The organism is Streptomyces sp. PH9007, assembly GCF_059813725.1.
In genome coordinates, this window is the sequence record NZ_CM187440.1 from 1,088,496 (window position 1) to 1,103,239 (window position 14,744).

General features: G+C 72.0%; 12 protein-coding genes. 2 read left to right on the forward strand and 10 right to left on the reverse strand.

Features of this window, described 5'->3' with window-relative positions; all coding sequences use genetic code 11:
* Positions 1–10: 10 nt before the first annotated feature.
* The 5 genes from ACTFAP_RS04750 to ACTFAP_RS04770 all read right to left on the reverse strand — a co-directional run bounded on the left by ACTFAP_RS04750 (position 11) and on the right by ACTFAP_RS04770 (position 6,474).
* Positions 11–1,021 carry a DUF5954 family protein gene (locus ACTFAP_RS04750; RefSeq protein WP_400012441.1) on the reverse strand — a complete coding sequence of 337 codons (1,011 nt, stop codon included), beginning with the start codon at positions 1,019–1,021 and terminating at the stop codon, positions 11–13.
* Between the two features lie 66 nt (positions 1,022–1,087).
* Positions 1,088–1,456 carry a 6-carboxytetrahydropterin synthase gene (locus tag ACTFAP_RS04755; protein WP_495683571.1) on the reverse strand — a complete coding sequence of 123 codons (369 nt, stop codon included), beginning with the start codon at positions 1,454–1,456 and terminating at the stop codon, positions 1,088–1,090.
* A gap of 46 nt (positions 1,457–1,502) precedes the next feature.
* On the reverse strand, positions 1,503–4,214 hold the full coding sequence (locus ACTFAP_RS04760) for an AAA family ATPase (RefSeq protein WP_500468306.1): 2,712 nt from the start codon (positions 4,212–4,214) through the stop codon (positions 1,503–1,505).
* 155 nt (positions 4,215–4,369) lie between these two features.
* Positions 4,370–5,200, reverse strand: a complete 831-nt coding sequence (locus ACTFAP_RS04765; RefSeq protein ID WP_495683573.1) for a hypothetical protein — start codon at positions 5,198–5,200, stop codon at positions 4,370–4,372.
* The gene (locus tag ACTFAP_RS04770; RefSeq protein WP_200367992.1) at positions 5,200–6,474 is read right to left on the reverse strand and encodes a VWA domain-containing protein; all 1,275 of its coding nucleotides are present in this window, start codon (positions 6,472–6,474) and stop codon (positions 5,200–5,202) included. The genes ACTFAP_RS04765 and ACTFAP_RS04770 overlap by 1 nt, the downstream gene beginning before the upstream one ends.
* Positions 6,475–6,601: 127 nt before the next feature.
* Between ACTFAP_RS04770 and ACTFAP_RS04775 the strand changes: the two genes are divergently transcribed.
* A complete protein-coding gene (locus ACTFAP_RS04775; RefSeq protein ID WP_500469406.1) occupies positions 6,602–7,585 on the forward strand; it encodes a zinc-dependent alcohol dehydrogenase family protein in 984 nt (327 codons plus the stop codon).
* Here ACTFAP_RS04775 and ACTFAP_RS04780 read toward each other — a convergent pair.
* On the reverse strand, positions 7,578–8,456 hold the full coding sequence (locus ACTFAP_RS04780) for an SAM-dependent methyltransferase (protein WP_500468307.1): 879 nt from the start codon (positions 8,454–8,456) through the stop codon (positions 7,578–7,580). The two genes, ACTFAP_RS04775 and ACTFAP_RS04780, sit on opposite strands and share 8 nt — an antisense overlap.
* A 143-nt stretch (positions 8,457–8,599) precedes the next feature.
* Positions 8,600–9,739, reverse strand: coding sequence for a glutathione-independent formaldehyde dehydrogenase (locus ACTFAP_RS04785; protein WP_500468308.1), 1,140 nt, complete (start codon positions 9,737–9,739; stop codon positions 8,600–8,602).
* 124 nt (positions 9,740–9,863) lie between these two features.
* On the opposite strand from ACTFAP_RS04785, the gene ACTFAP_RS04790 reads away from it, so the two are divergent.
* Positions 9,864–11,075 carry an FUSC family protein gene (locus ACTFAP_RS04790; protein WP_453855611.1) on the forward strand — a complete coding sequence of 404 codons (1,212 nt, stop codon included), beginning with the start codon at positions 9,864–9,866 and terminating at the stop codon, positions 11,073–11,075.
* 80 nt (positions 11,076–11,155) lie between these two features.
* Here ACTFAP_RS04790 and coaE read toward each other — a convergent pair whose 3' ends face one another.
* The 3 genes from coaE to rpsA all read right to left on the reverse strand — a co-directional run bounded on the left by coaE (position 11,156) and on the right by rpsA (position 14,423).
* Positions 11,156–11,752: a dephospho-CoA kinase gene (gene coaE, locus ACTFAP_RS04795; RefSeq protein ID WP_390122639.1), complete on the reverse strand. Its 597-nt coding sequence runs from the start codon at positions 11,750–11,752 to the stop codon at positions 11,156–11,158.
* Positions 11,753–11,766: 14 nt separating this feature from the next.
* Positions 11,767–12,717, reverse strand: coding sequence for a proteasome assembly chaperone family protein (locus ACTFAP_RS04800; protein ID WP_390122806.1), 951 nt, complete (start codon positions 12,715–12,717; stop codon positions 11,767–11,769).
* A gap of 194 nt (positions 12,718–12,911) precedes the next feature.
* Entirely contained in the window at positions 12,912–14,423 is a 1,512-nt protein-coding gene (gene rpsA, locus ACTFAP_RS04805) for a 30S ribosomal protein S1 (protein WP_200367988.1), read from the reverse strand.
* Positions 14,424–14,744: the final 321 nt, after the last annotated feature.

Here is a 14,744-nt window from a genome sequence, read left to right on the forward strand (position 1 = left end):
TCGGCGCAGATCAGTCCGCCCCGTACCGCACCCCGTTCAGCCGGTCCCGTTCGGCCTGGGCCTCCACCGGCAGCTCCGGATCCCAGTCGGAGGCCCGCGGCGACTCGGGCCCGTCGGGCCCGACCCGGATCAGCCGTTCCAGACGCATCACCCGGTAGTGCCGGTCGGCGCATCGCACCTCGTCGCGCCGGGTGCCCGCCAGCGCCTCGGCCGCCGCGCGGAAGTGCGCCGCCGGCACCGCGTCCTCGGCGTGCACCGCGGGCGCCACGTCCCGCAGATACGTCACCAGCGTGTCGCGGATCTCCTGCGGGGTGTCCGCGCCACCGGTCATCGGCGTCCAGCGCCCCTCGGTGAACTCGGTGATGGCGAACACCGGCGGCAGCAGCACCCCGCCCGGATGGCTCTGCAACGCCCGCAGCGAATCGGCCCGTACATCGTGCGGCACCCGGGAGGACGGGTACACGAAGCTCAGCAGATCGATGCGGAGCATGCCCTCGGACATGCCGGTGGCCGCCGCCGGGTCGATCAAAAATCCCCTGGTCCGCGGCCTCGCCCGGTACCCCTCCCCCGGGCGCATCGGATCGGGGTCACTGGGCCGGGGTGGCTCGGGCCCGTCGGGGCCCATGCGGATGAACATGTCGCCACGGGCGATCCGGAATCGGTACTCGCCCACCTTCAGCTCGTTGAGCTTCTCCCAGTCCATGCGGCGCGCCCCGGTCAGCCACAGCCGCTGCGCCTCCCGGTCCTTCACCGCCACCGCGTCGGCCGCCCGCAGCCGGCACTCCCGGGCCAGCTCGTCCCGGCACCCCTGCGGATTGCCCTCATCGGCGAGCAGCACCCGCCACCGGCCGTCGGCCTCCTGCTCGACCAGGGCGAACATCGGGCCTCTGCCCATGATGTCCGGATAGGTGTCCCGCGCACGCCACGCCTCCGTATCGGAGATCACCGATACCGGGTCATCGAAACGCGTCATGCTGATGACGCGGTGGGGCTCGGGAAGTTCCGCTTGGCCATCGCTCATACACGCATTGTGATGGCGCTGTCAGCCAGTTGACAGCGAATCAGCCCCACGTCATCCTCCCGGGGGTCAATCCGGCCGGTACACCGCCCATGTCCTGGGCGTCTCCGATACCCTCACCGCTGCCAGCTCGGGTACCCGCTCCACCCAGGAGTCGAAGATCCACTTCGCCAGGTTCTCGGCCGACGGCGAGACGCTCGCCCCCATCGCCTCGTTCAGATGCCGGTGATCCAGCGTCTCGTCCAGCCACTTCTTGAACGGGTCGAGATCACGGTAGTCCCGGACGAAGCCCGCCTCCGTCAGGTCCTCGGCGCGGGCCGACAGCTCCAGCACCACGACGTAGTTGTGCCCGTGCATCCGGGCGCACTGATGCCACGCGGGAAGACGGTCCAGGACATGACTCGCGGAGAAGTGGAACTCCTTGCTGATCATGAACATCCGGCACCACCCCCTTCCGCGTTCTCCTGTGCTCGCACCGTACCCGTCAGCCCAATCCCTCGCCCGTGGTGATCCACCGGTTCAGTGGCACGCGCAGAAAGCTCTCCCGCCGGGCCGGGTGCTCCGCCAGGCTCTCCGCCTTGCGCGCCACCACCGCCCGCGCCCGCGCCAGCAGCGCCCCGGCCTCCTCCCGCGCGCCGTCCGCCCCATCGGCCACCAGGGCGCGGGCGGCCCAGTACAGCACCTCCTCGGTACGCAGCGCCGGCAGGTCCCCATGCTCCTCCAGGAGCGCCAGCGCCGCCCGGCCCAGCTCGGCGGCCTCCGTCGCCGCGCCCTGCCGCAGCCTGATCCGTGCCCGCAGCACCAGCGCCGCGATCTCGCTGCGCACCATGCCGCTCCCGTCCGGACCGGCGGTCTCCACACACGTGTCCACCGCCAGCCGCAGCGCCCACTCCAGGTCGGCGGGGCCACGCGCGGTGTCCAGGATCAACTCCGCGTACAGATTGCGGACGATCGGCACCAGATTCGCCAGCCAGGTGCGCTGGGTCTCCAGCCAGCCCGCCTCCGCCAGCTCCAGCGCCTGCGCGCGACGGGCCGGATCACGGGAGAGCAGCAGGGCCAGCAGCGCCGTATTGTAGGCGTGCCAGCCGCTGTCCCCGCCCCGCTCCTCCTCGAAGGCCAGCGCCTCGCGCAGCACGACGGCGGCTTCCTCCTCCGCGCCGACACCGAGGTAGAGCTGCGCCAGATAGTTGAACGCGATCGGCAGCTCGGCGCGCAGCGACTCGGTGCGCAGCCGCCCGGTGCAGTCCTCCAGCCGCTTCAGCGCCTCCCCCAGCCGGCCGGCGTCGAAAAGGCTGACGCCCAGCTGCATCTCGTTGAGGTTGCGGGCGTGCCGCAGCACGGGGTTGTCGGACGCGCCCAGCAGCGGCTCGTTGTCGTACAGCTCATCCGCCTCGCACAGCTCGCGCAGCCCGGCCGCCAGATCGCGCTTGGACACCTGCCGCCCGTACTCGACCTTGGCGACGAACAGCGGAACCGGGTCTCCGCTCTCCCGCGCCCGGCGCACCGCCTCGGCCAGTTTCTCCAGGGAGCGCCGCAGCCCCTGGGTGGCCATCAGGGTCTTGCCGCGCTGAAGCGCGGTGCGGGCGATCAGCTGCCGGTCGGCGAGCCGGCGGGCCGCCGCCTCCGCCTCCTCGGCCAGCGCGTCGATGTCGGCCCCGGTGCCCTGGGCCGCACGGTGACCGCGCCAGCGGACCTCGGTGAGGGAGAGCAGCAGTTCCACCGAGCGCACCAGTGCCCGGTCGCGTTCGCCGCCGTCCGGGGGCAGTCGGCGGGCCGCGTCGATGGCGATCGCGCAGTAGCGTTCGGCGTCGGCGAAGGACAGGGCGGACAGCGCGGCGCTCAGCGCCAGTTCGTGGTGGGCGGTGGCGGAGGCGGCCAGCCGGCGCGGCCCTGCGGCCCGCAGTTGTCCGGCGATGTCCCTGCGCAGTTCGTACGGCACCTCGTCCGCCCCGAACTCCTCGGCCAGCCTGCCCAGGGCGGCGGCCAGTTCGGCGTGCCGCTGCTCGCGCTGCGCAGTGGACTGCTCCTCCCGGTAGATGCCCTCACGCAACGCCAGATGTTCGAACTCGTACAGATCGGACCCGGCCCGCCGTACCCACTCGGGCGCCCGCTCGGTGCGTTCACGGATCAGCCGGCGGCCGGCCGCCACCCGGTGCAGTCGCTCCACCGCCTCGGAGTGGGACATGCCGGCCACCTCGGCGACCGTGCGGGAGAGGAAGGCCCGGCCCTGCACCGCGCCGACCCGAAGCAGTTCCCGGGTGGGCGCGTCCAGCTCACGGAAGCGGTTGCGCACCGCCTGCGGCAGATCGTGCGGCAGCCGTACCCGCTCCAGACCGCCCGGCGGCAGCTGGCGCAGGATCTGCTCGACGAAGATCGGATGGCCCGCGGTCGCCTCTGCGAGCTGGGCGGCGAAACCGGCGGAGACGGCCCGCCCGGTCAGCCGTACGTGGGCCAGCTGGGCCACCGCCTCGTCGGGCAGTCCGCCCAGCCGCTCCCGGTGCAGCGTCCCGGCGTACTCCCAGCGCTGGAGGAGTTCGGCGATCACGCCCTCGTTGTCCAGCCCGTCCACCCGGTGCCCGAGCACCAGGCCGAGCGGGGCGTCGGGCATCGCGCTGATCAGCCGGTCCAGAACCTGGAGGCTGCTGAGGTCGAGATACTGGATGTCGTCGAGCAGCACCAGCGCGGGGCGGCCGTCGGCGGCCTCGGCCAGCAGCGCCTCGGCGGTGCGCAGGGCCATCGACTCCTGCTGCGGGAGCAGGCTGTCCCCCGGCATCGAGCCGGTCCGCAGCGCCGCTCTCACGATGTCCTGGCCGGTGTCGAGGAGGTCTCCCGCTCCGGGAACGAACTGGCCGAGCAGGCGCGGAATGCCGCGGCCGAGCGCTCCGGCGGCCCGCTGCCAGCGCCGCCAGGCTCCCGCCTGACCGTTCAGCTTCAGCAGGATCTCGGCCATCGGTGCGTACGGGCTGGTGCCGGCGTCCCCGACGTCGGGCGCGCAGCGGACCGTCACCAGGCGTACGGCACGGCGCTGTTCCGGATCGTTCTCGATGGTGTGGGCGAAGGCGTTCAGCAGGGCGGACTTACCCATCCCGGAAGGGCCTTCCACGACCAGCGCCCGGCCCCTGCCGGCCGTCAGCCCGTGTGCCACCTCCAGCAGCACACCCATGGAGTCGACCCGGTCCACAAAGGCGGTGCGCATTGTTGTCCCCCCGCTTCACCCTCAGCCGTCAACGGCGCTCCGGCGCGGCGGACTTACCAGAGGTGGTCGCGGTATGTGACCAGCCGGGAACGGAGCCGGCCGCCAGGCTATCGTGCCCCGGCGGCCGGCTGTGGAGAACACCCCGCGGTGCCGGGTCAGCTCTCCCGGTGCCGCGGCCGGATCAGCACGTAGCCGGCGACGCCCGCGATCGCGCCCAGCACGCCGCCGGCCGCCGTCCACACCCAGCGATCGGTCCACCACGAGCCCATCCAGCCGGACTCGGGCTCGCTGACCGCCACCGGCTGCACGCCGCCGGCCGTGTCGTCGTCACCGCTGCCCCCGGCGTCCGGGTCGGCCTCCAGGTCGACGATCGAACCGGCCCTGGCCATCGGGATCAGCGGCTCGGACAGCTCTCCGCCGCTCGCCCGCGCGCCACCCGACTCCACGGCGGTGACCTGCACCTGCGTGGAGACGCCGAGGCCCAGGTCACGCTCGGGCAGTTCGACGACCGTCAGCCGCAGGTAGTAGGCGCCGGGCAGCGGGTCGTCCGCCCACGGCTCCGACCACGCCTTCACCGGGCGCAGGGTGCAGCTCAGCGTCAGCGAGGCGGCGCTCTCCGCCGCCGTCACCGTCTGCTGCCCCTCGGTGCAGGCCTGCCGGCGGCGCAGCCCGTCGTACACGTCCAGCTGCCAGGTGACCGGGCCGCTGCGCGCGGCCGGGTCCGGCAGGGTGACGGTGGCCTCGGCGGTGGCGGTCTGCCCGGCGCCGGCCGGGAAGGTCCAGTACAGGTAGTCGCCGGTCGAGGCCGTGGCGGTGGCGCTCTCGTCCTGGTCGATGACGGTGGCGGTACGGAAGTTGGTGCCCGCCTCGCCGGGGGCCGCCTGGTCCTCGGCGGCGGCTGTGCCCGTTCCGGCACCGGTGAGCAGCAGCCCCACGAGCGGCAGCAGCGCCGCGCCCTGGATCGTACGTCGCAGTCCCTGTCGCATCAGTGGGCCCTCCCCAGCGCGATCCCCATGCGGACCAGCAGGCCCCACAGCACGCCGGCGACCAGGCCGACGACGGTCAGCAGCAGCAGCGGCACCCAGCCCCGGGCGAGGCCGAAGGCGGCGACGTCCGAGGGGTTGTCGGGTCCCGACACCACGTCGACGGACAGCTCCACCGGCAGGCCGGGGGTACGGGGCTGGCCCTCGGGGACGGAGAAGGAGTTGGAGACCTCCAGGCACACGGCGACGGCGGTGGAGGAGTCGCCCTCCTCCGGTTCGGGCAGCGGGTAGCGCAGCCCGGTGGACATCACATCGGTACGGCCGTGGCCGGCGCCGGTGCCACGGGTCAGCTCCTGGCCGTCCTCGCTCACCGCGCGCAGCAGCACCCCGTGGTCGGGGTCCATCGCCCGGTCGGCGGCCACGCTCACGGAGGCCCGCAGTTCCTGGCCGGGGCGCACCGGCACCCGGTACCAGCGGGGCTCGCCGAACTCGGCGCGGTCGATGTAGACCCCGGCGCCCAGCAGCGGCGCGTCGGCGCACACGGTGGCGCCCTCGACGGCGGCCGGGTTCTCCACCGGCACATCCGCGCGGCGGACGAGTTGCCCGATCCGGTCGGCGAGCTGGTCGGCGTCCTGGACGGCGGTGTACGTACCGCCGGTGGCCTCGGCGATGCAGCTCAGCTGCTCGCGCACGGCGTCGTCCAGGGTCAGGCCGAGGGTGTCGATGACCAGGTGGGTGCCGCTGGCCGCCAGTTCACGGGCGACCACGCAGGGGTCGGGCTGGCCGCAGGAGTCCTCGCCGTCGGTGATGAGCACGATCCGGCGGGTGCCGGGGTCGTCGCCGAGGTCGTTGTCGGCCTCGCGCAGGGCGAGGCCGATCGGGGTGAATCCGGTGGTGGGCCGCAGCGTGGCCACCGCGGTCTTGGCCTCGAGACGGTCCACCGGCCCCACGGGGTACAGCTGGTCGCTGTCGAGACACCCGGCGACCTTGTCGTCGCCGGGGTTGCCGGCCCCGAGGGTCCGGATGCCGAGGTGCACCTCCTCCGGCATCGCGTCGAGCACCTCGTTGAACGCCTGCTGGGCCGCCGCGATCCGCGACTGCCCGCCGGCCATGTCGCGTTCTTTCATGGAACCGCTGACATCGAGGACCAGTTCCACTCGGGGCGGTGGCTCGCCCTCGCGCGCCACACCATCGGCGAGGGCGCTGGGCGCGAACGCGCCCGCCATCAGGACGGTCAGCAACCCGCTCAGGGCAACCGACCACTTTCTTATGATCATTGGCGGATCCTATTGACCGTCAGGTGTGCATCTCAAAACGAGCGGGTCGCCTCCCGGCCAACACACCACGGCCACCACTACCTTGTCGGACATGACTGCCGATAACCCCGGAACGGTGCCCGCGACGATGCGCGCCTGGACGGTACGGACCCCCGGCCGCCTGGAGGCGGCCGAACTCCCGGTGCCGCACCCGGCCGAGGACGAACTGCTGGTACGGGTGCGGGCCTGCGGGGTGTGCCGCACCGATCTGCACGTACGGGACGGGGACCTGCCGCCGCACCGGTCACCGGTGGTCCCCGGGCACGAGGTGGTCGGCGAGGTCGTCGCCGCCGGACCGCGTGCCCAGGGCCATCCGGTCGGCTCCCGGGTGGGCGTCCCGTGGCTGCGCCACACCTGCGGGCGCTGCCGCTTCTGCCGGCACGGACGGGAGAATCTGTGCCCGCGCTCGCGCTACACCGGCTGGGACGCGGACGGCGGCTACGCCGAGTACACCACCGTCCCGGCCGCGTACGCCTACCCGCTCCCCGACGGCTACTCCGACGCCGAACTGGCGCCGCTGCTGTGCGCGGGCATCATCGGGTACCGCGCGCTGCGCCGCGCCGAACTACCGCCGGGCGGACGGCTCGGCATCTACGGCTTCGGCGGCTCCGCACATCTGACCGCGCAGGTGGCCATGGCCGAGGGCGCCACGGTGCATGTCCTCACCCGCTCGGCCGAGGCCCGCCGGCTGGCCCTGGACCTGGGCGCCGCCTCGGCCGCCGGCGCCCACGACGCCCCGCCCGAGCCGCTGGACGCGGCGATCCTGTTCGCCCCGGTCGGCGATCTGGTCCCCACCGCGCTGGCGGCGCTGGACGCGGGCGGCACCCTGAGCGTCGCCGGCATCCACCTCTCCCCCATCCCCGCCCTGGACTACGAGCGCCACCTCTTCCACGAACGCACGCTGCGCAGCGTCACCTCCAACACCCGCGAGGACGGCCGTACCTTCCTCGCCTCGGCACAGACCCACTCCCTGCGCACGACCGTCACCCCCTACCCCTTCGCGGAGGCCGACCGCGCCCTGGACGACCTGGCGGCGGACCGGGTGAACGGCGCGGCCGTGCTGCTCATGTGACGGCCGGCGGGCGGTGGGCCACCACGATGATCATGCCGTCGCTCTGCTCGGCCGCGGTGAACTCCGCCCAGTCGACGTGCTCGCCCATGGCGTGGATGCGGGCCAGGTCCGGCGGGAGCGTGCCGTGCCGCCGCAGATGGTCGCGGGTACCGGTGTAGATGTGGGCGGCGGTGTACTTGGTGTGTTCGGTGATGTCGGCGATCTCGTCGATCACCAGTCCGGCGTCCCGGGCGAAACCGGGGTAGTCCTCGGCGCGCGTCATGGGGGCGGCCCGCCAGATCGCCAGCATCTCGGCGACCGCGCGCCGTTTGTGCTCGTCATCCTCCGGCGCGCCGCGCTCCACCAGGTCGGTGAGGACGAGCCGACCGCCGGGGCGCAGCACCCGGGCGATCTCCCGCAGGGCCCGGCCCCGGTCGGGGAGGTGGACGATGGACTCGAAGGCGAGCACGGCATCGAAGGAGGCGTCCCCGTAGGGCAGTTCCATGGCGTCGGCCAGCTCGAAGCGGACCTGTCCCGCCACCCCTTCGGCCGCCGCCCGGGCCCCGGCCAGGGCGACGTCCCCGGCGCTGATGGACACGCCGGTGACCCGGGCGCCGGTCGCCCGCGCCAGCCGCACGCCGGGCCCGCCGGTGCCGCAGCCCAGGTCCAGCACCTCGCTGCCGGGCCCGGCGCCCAGCCGGCCGATGAGGAGGTCGGTGAGGCGCTCCCCCGCGGTGGCGAAGTCGCTGGTGTCGTCCGGGCCCAGCCAGTACCCGTAATGCATGCTGCCACCGTAGATCTCGGTGATCGCCCGGTTGTTCGCGTCGTAGAACTCCCCCACCGCCTGCGGTGTCGGCGCCCCCGGCAGCCCGGTGTCCGTGGTCTCCGGCATCGTCTCGCTCCCCCTTCCGGTCGGCGGCAGCTCTGCTCGCCGCCCCGAACCTGCCCGCACGCCGCCCGTCCCAGTGCCCGCCGCACCCCGATTCACCCGCACGGTGGAAGGTGCGGCGGGCAGGTTGACGTCGGGGCGTCCGCTCAGGCCATGGCCGGCTTGAGGAGGACCTTGGTCCAGCCGTCGTCCCGCTGGTCGAAGTGCTGGTACGCGTCGGGGGCCTCGCTCAGCGGCAGCCGGTGGGAGACCAGGAAGCTCGGGGTGGCCCGGCCGGCGACGATCATGTCCCGCAGCTGCCGGTTGTACGCCTTCACATTGGCCTGGCCGGTGCCCATCCGCAGGCCCTTCTCGAAGAAGCGGCCCATCTTGAAGAGCAGCTCACCGTGCTTGGCGCTCTCCGAGGGGCCGCCGGGGTCGGCCGGGACGTACAGGCCGACGACGCCGAGCATCCCGGTGGGCCGCACGCACTCGATCAGCGTGTTGAGCACCACCACCGGCTGCTCGTCGCCCTCGCGCACCGTGGCCTGGTAGCCGACCGCGTCGATGCCCTTGTCGGTGCCCTCGCCCCCGGTGCGGTCCTTGATCTGCTCGACCGGATCGCCCTGGCCGAAGTCGATGGGGACGGCACCGATCCGTTCCGCGAGCCGCAGCCGGTCGGGCTGGCGGTCCACCACGAACACCAGGGCGGCGCCGCGCAGGATCGACGAGTAGGCCGCCATCAGGCCCACCGGCCCCGCGCCGAAGACACACACCGACTCCCCCGGGGACACCTGGGCCATCTCGGCGGCGTGGTAGCCGGTGGGGAAGATGTCCGCGAGCAGGGCGAAGTCGTCCTCGTGCTCCTCTCCCATCGGCAGCTGGAGACAGTTGAAGTCGGCGTACGGCACCCGCAGGTACTCGGCCTGGCCACCCATGTAGGGGCCCATCGAGACATAGCCGTACGCGCCGCCCGCGAACCCCTTGTTGACCGTCAGACAGAACCCGGTCCTCCCGGCCAGGCAGTTCTTGCAGAAGCCGCAGGCCACGTTGAACGGCATCACGACCCGGTCGCCCTTCTTGACGGTGGTGACGCCGGATCCCACCTCCTCGACGATGCCCATGTTCTCGTGGCCGAAGACGATGCCCGGCTCGGCACCCGTCCTGCCCTCGTACATATGGAGATCGGACCCGCAGATCGCCGCCGTCGTCACCCGGACGATGGCATCGTTCGGCGCCTGTATTCGGGCGTCGTCGACGTCCTTGACCTCGACGGAGAAAGGCTCCTGATACACGACCGCCTTCACTGGGTCCTCCCTGCTGTGTGGCCCCCGACCAATGGCTGCCATCCTTTTTGTCATATTAAGGTGTGGTATCTGGTCCAGCCACATGGGTGTGAGCGGCGGGAAGAAGCACCAGAAGGGCGGCAGCGTGCCCGATCTGTCCGAGCAAGTCGTCGACCTCGCCAAGCGCGGCGGCCGGGAGCCGGTCGTCGCCCAGACGCTGCGCTCCACCGCCGCCGCCACCCTCGCCTACCTCGCCGCGCTGTGGCTCACCAGCGTCAGCGCTCCGCTGCTCGCCCCGCTCACCGCCCTGCTCGTCGTCCAGGTGACTCTGTACGCCACGATCACCAGCGGCATCCGCCGGGTCACCTCCGTGGTGGTCGGCGTCGTCGTGGCGGCCGGCTTCAGCGCCATCGTCGGACTCAGCTGGTGGAGCCTGGGCCTGCTCATCCTCTGCGCGCTGTGCGTGGGGCACGTGGTGCGGGTGAGCGAGTTCGTCCCCGAGGTGGCCATCAGCGCCATGCTGGTGCTCGGCGTCGCGCAGGTCGCCGAAACCGCCTGGGACCGGGTCGCCGAGACCCTGATCGGCGCGGTGGTCGGGCTGCTGTTCAACGTGATCTTCGTGCCACCGGTGTGGGTGCAGACCGCGGGCGAGGACATCGAGGACCTCGCAGCCCGGATGCGCGATCTGCTGCTGCGGCTGGCCGAACAGTCGGAGACCCAGCGGCTGTCCGTCACCCGCGCGGAACAGAAGCTCGACGAGGCCCGGCAGCTCGACCAGGACATCACCTACGTGGACGCCTCACTGCAGCAGGCCGAGGAGAGCCTGCGGCTGAACCCGCGGGTGAAGGAGGGCCTGCTGACCCGGATCGTGCTGCGCACCGGCCTGGACACCCTGGAGGTCTGCGCCGTCATCCTGCGCACCATGTCCCGCTCCCAGACGGACATCGCCGCCCGGCGCACCGGCGAACCCCTGGTCCCCCCGGACGTCGGCCCGGCACTGCGCGACCTGCTCGCGCACCTGGCGAGCGCCGTGGACAGCTTCGCCACGCTCATCACCAGCCAGGTGAACGCCGCCGCGGAGGAGGCGGAGGACAACCTCATGAAGCAGCTGGAGGCCAGCCGTGCCAGCCGGGAGCGGCTGGCACGGCTGATGCTCGCGGGCGTGCAGGAGCATCCCCGGCAGTGGCAGTTCCACGGCTCGATGCTGGCCGAGGCGGACCGGATGCTGGACGAGCTGGACGTGGAGAAGCGGTCCCTGCGCGTGATGGAGGAGCTGGACCGCTACTCGCGGGAGCGCAGCGACCGGATGCGGCGGCTGCGCCGCAAGGCCAGAATCCGGATCAAACGTTCCGAGTGATCCCCCGGAACGCTCCCGGCCCCGGCGCGCTCACCGGGGTACGGGCACCCCGCCCGGGCACCCGCCGGGGGCCTCCCCCTTCATCCCCGTCCGGCGCCGATCCGCTCCCACAGCCGGTCGACCTGCTCCGCCAGCTCCTCCCGGGTGCCGTCGTTGTGCAGCACCACATCGGCGACCGCCAGCCGCTCCTCCCGGCCGGCCTGGGCCGCCATCCGGGCCCGGGCGTCCTCCTCGCTCATCCCCCGCAGCCGCACCAGCCGGTCCCGCTGCACCTCGGGCGCCACATCCACGACCACCACCAGGTCGTACCGGTCCGCCAGCCCGTTCTCGGTCAGCAGCGGCACGTCGTGCACCACCACCGCGTCCTCGGGGGCCTGCGCCTGCAGCTGCGCCGAGCGCCGCGCGACCAGCGGGTGCACGATCGCGTTGAGTGCCGCCAGCCGCTCCCGGTCGGCGAAGACGATGCGGCCAAGACCCGGCCGGTCCAGCGTCCCGTCGGCCGCCAGCACCCCGGGCCCGAACTCCTCGACCACCGCCGCCAGCCCCGGCGTGCCGGGCGCCACCACCTCCCGCGCGATCCGGTCCGAGTCCACGATCACCGCGCCATGGCCGGCCAGCAGCCGCACGGCCTCGCTCTTGCCCGCCCCGATCCCGCCGGTCAGTCCCACGCTCAGCATGCCCGCAGGCTACGTCACCGGTCGCCGTCCCCCTGCTCCCGCTCGGCCAGGAACCGCTCGAAGACCTCGCCCAGTTCGTCGGCGGACGGCAGTTCGGCCGGCTCCGCCACCAGCGAGCCCCGCGTCGCCGCCCCCGCCAGCGCGTCGTACTGCTGCTCCAGGCCGCGTACCACCGCCACCAGCTCGGAGTCGCCCTCGGCGAGCTCCCGCTCGATCTCGTTCTGCGTCTTCAGCGCCCGGTTGCGCAGCGCGTGCGCCACCTGTGGCAGCACCAGGCCCGTCGCCCCGGTGACCGCCTCCAGCACCACCAGCGCCGCGTCCGGATAGCGCGAGCGCGCGATGTAGTGCGGTACGTGTGCCGCGACGCCCAGCACATCGTGCCCGGCCTCGGCCAGCCGCAGCTCGACCAGCGCCGCCGCGCTCCCCGGCACCTGCGCCTCGTCGAACATGCCCCGGTGCCCCGGCAGCAGATCCGTCCGGTTGCCGTGCGGCGTCAGCCCCACCGGCCGGGTGTGCGGCACCCCCATCGGGATGCCGTGGAAGGTCACCGCGAGCCGTACCCGCAGCCGCTCCACGATCTGCCGCACGGCCGCCGCGAAGAGCTCCCACTCCACGTCGGGCTCCGGGCCCGACAGCACCAGGAACGGCTGATGCGTGTCGTCGTGCACCAGCCGCAGTTCCAGGGCCGGCGTCTCGTACGCCGTCCAGCGGTCGCGCCGGAACGTCATCGCGGGGCGCCGCGCCCGGTAGTCGATCAGCCGGTCGTGGTCGAACCGGGCCACCGTGGTGTAGGGGCGGCCGTCCAGCAGTTGCTCGATCAGCTGCGTTCCGGTCTCGCCCGCGTCGATGAAGCCGTCGAACTGGTGGATGAGCACCGGCCCGGCGCCGCCCACTCCGTCCGCGCTCTGCTCGGCCACCCGGAGACCACGAGCGTCCCATGTGTACAACTCCTGCGGATCCCGCACCGTCACCGCACCCCTTCCGCCGTCTTGCGTGCACAGTGCAGAACGCCCCGTGACAGCAAGGCATTCCCGTTCCCGCCCGCTTGTACCGCCGGGCCGCGTCCCGTTCCGGACATGCGTCAGGGCCCGCACCCCTGATGGGGTGCGGGCCCTGACCGCGTCAGCCCGCCTCAGTCGGCGGGATCAGCGGTGAGCGTTCAGCTCTGGCCGCCGGCCAGCTTCTCGCGGAGCGCCGCCAGCGCCTCGTCGGAAGCCAGCGCGCCGGTGTCCTCAGCGCCCTCGGAGGAGTAGGAACCCCCACCGCCGCCGCCGCTGCCGGACTGCGGAGCCGGAACACCGGCACCCGCCGCCTCGGCCTCGGCCTGGGCGTCCGCCTCGCGGGACTTGACGACCTGCGCCTGGTGCTGCTCGAAGCGGGTCTGCGCCTCCGCGTACTGGCGCTCCCACTCCTCGCGCTGCTTGTCGTACCCCTCCAGCCAGTCGTTGGCCTCGGGGTCGAAGCCCTCGGGGTAGATGTAGTTGCCCTGGTCGTCGTAGGACGCGGCCATGCCGTACAGGGTCGGGTCGAACTCGACGGCCAGCGGGTCCGGGCCGAAGTTCTCGTTGGCCTGCTTCAGCGAGAGGCTGATGCGGCGGCGCTCCAGGTCGATGTCGATGACCTTGACGAAGATCTCGTCGTTGACCTGGACGACCTGCTCCGGGATCTCCACGTGGCGCTCGGCCAGCTCGGAGATGTGGACCAGACCCTCGATGCCCTCGTCGACGCGGACGAACGCACCGAAGGGCACCAGCTTGGTGACCTTACCCGGAACGACCTGGCCGATCTGGTGGGTGCGGGCGAACTGCTGCCACGGGTCTTCCTGGGTCGCCTTCAGCGACAGGGAGACGCGCTCGCGGTCCATGTCGACGTCGAGGACCTCGACGGTGACCTCCTGGCCGACCTCCACGACCTCCGACGGGTGGTCGATGTGCTTCCAGGACAGCTCGGAGACGTGGACCAGACCGTCCACGCCACCCAGGTCCACGAAGGCACCGAAGTTGACGATGGAGGAGACGACGCCGGAGCGCACCTGACCCTTCTGGAGGGTGGTGAGGAAGGTCTGGCGGACCTCGCTCTGGGTCTGCTCCAGCCAGGCGCGGCGGGACAGGACCACGTTGTTGCGGTTCTTGTCCAGCTCGATGATCTTGGCCTCGAGCTCCTTGCCGACGTACGGCTGAAGGTCGCGGACACGACGCATCTCGACCAGGGACGCCGGCAGGAAGCCACGGAGGCCGATGTCGAGGATGAGACCACCCTTGACGACCTCGATGACGGTACCGGTGACGATGCCGTCCTCGTCCTTGATCTTCTCGATGGTGCCCCAGGCACGCTCGTACTGCGCGCGCTTCTTGGACAGGATCAGACGGCCTTCCTTGTCCTCCTTCTGGAGAACAAGGGCCTCGATCTCGTCACCGACGGCCACGACCTCGTTGGGGTCCACGTCGTGCTTGATCGACAGCTCGCGGGAGGGGATGACCCCTTCCGTCTTGTAGCCGATGTCGAGCAGGACCTCGTCCCGGTCGACCTTCACGATGACGCCGTCGACGATGTCGCCGTCGTTGAAATACTTGATCGTCTCGTCGATCGCGGCGAGGAAGTCTTCCTCGGAACCGATGTCGTTGACCGCAACCTGCGGGGTGGTCACGGTGGTCTCGGTGCTGCTCGTCATGTGGTAAAGGGCTCCGGTACGGACAAGGTGTCGTAGGCACTGCTACGCATGGGGCCCGTATCGCACTGCCGAAGCCGGACAGCCTGAGAAGCGCTCTCCAGAAGTCACCTTCCGGAAGCGCCCCGAAAACCGAGGGGACATACAACAGATGCGAGCGCGGCCTGCTCCGTCCGAGGCGCACAGGCCCGCAGCGCGTCTTATAGCATACGGGCGCATCCGGGCAGGGTCAATGCGTGGTTCGCCCCACGCCATGCGATATCCAGCCAAAACCGGCAGTTCACGGGTCGGGCGGGACGTACATCACCCTCCCGCCGGGCGTGG

Bases quoted from the DNA above. Each gene is read 5' to 3' on its own strand.
- ACTFAP_RS04750 (WP_400012441.1), bottom strand. From the start codon at position 1,021: ATGAGCGATGGCCAAGCGGAACTTCCCGAGCCCCACCGCGTCATCAGC.
- ACTFAP_RS04755 (WP_495683571.1), bottom strand. From the start codon at position 1,456: ATGTTCATGATCAGCAAGGAGTTCCACTTCTCCGCGAGTCATGTCCTG.
- ACTFAP_RS04760 (WP_500468306.1), bottom strand. From the start codon at position 4,214: ATGCGCACCGCCTTTGTGGACCGGGTCGACTCCATGGGTGTGCTGCTG.
- ACTFAP_RS04765 (WP_495683573.1), bottom strand. From the start codon at position 5,200: ATGCGACAGGGACTGCGACGTACGATCCAGGGCGCGGCGCTGCTGCCG.
- ACTFAP_RS04770 (WP_200367992.1), bottom strand. From the start codon at position 6,474: ATGATCATAAGAAAGTGGTCGGTTGCCCTGAGCGGGTTGCTGACCGTC.
- ACTFAP_RS04775 (WP_500469406.1), top strand. From the start codon at position 6,602: ATGCGCGCCTGGACGGTACGGACCCCCGGCCGCCTGGAGGCGGCCGAA.
- ACTFAP_RS04780 (WP_500468307.1), bottom strand. From the start codon at position 8,456: ATGCCGGAGACCACGGACACCGGGCTGCCGGGGGCGCCGACACCGCAG.
- coaE (WP_390122639.1), bottom strand. From the start codon at position 11,752: ATGCTGAGCGTGGGACTGACCGGCGGGATCGGGGCGGGCAAGAGCGAG.
- rpsA (WP_200367988.1), bottom strand. From the start codon at position 14,423: ATGACGAGCAGCACCGAGACCACCGTGACCACCCCGCAGGTTGCGGTC.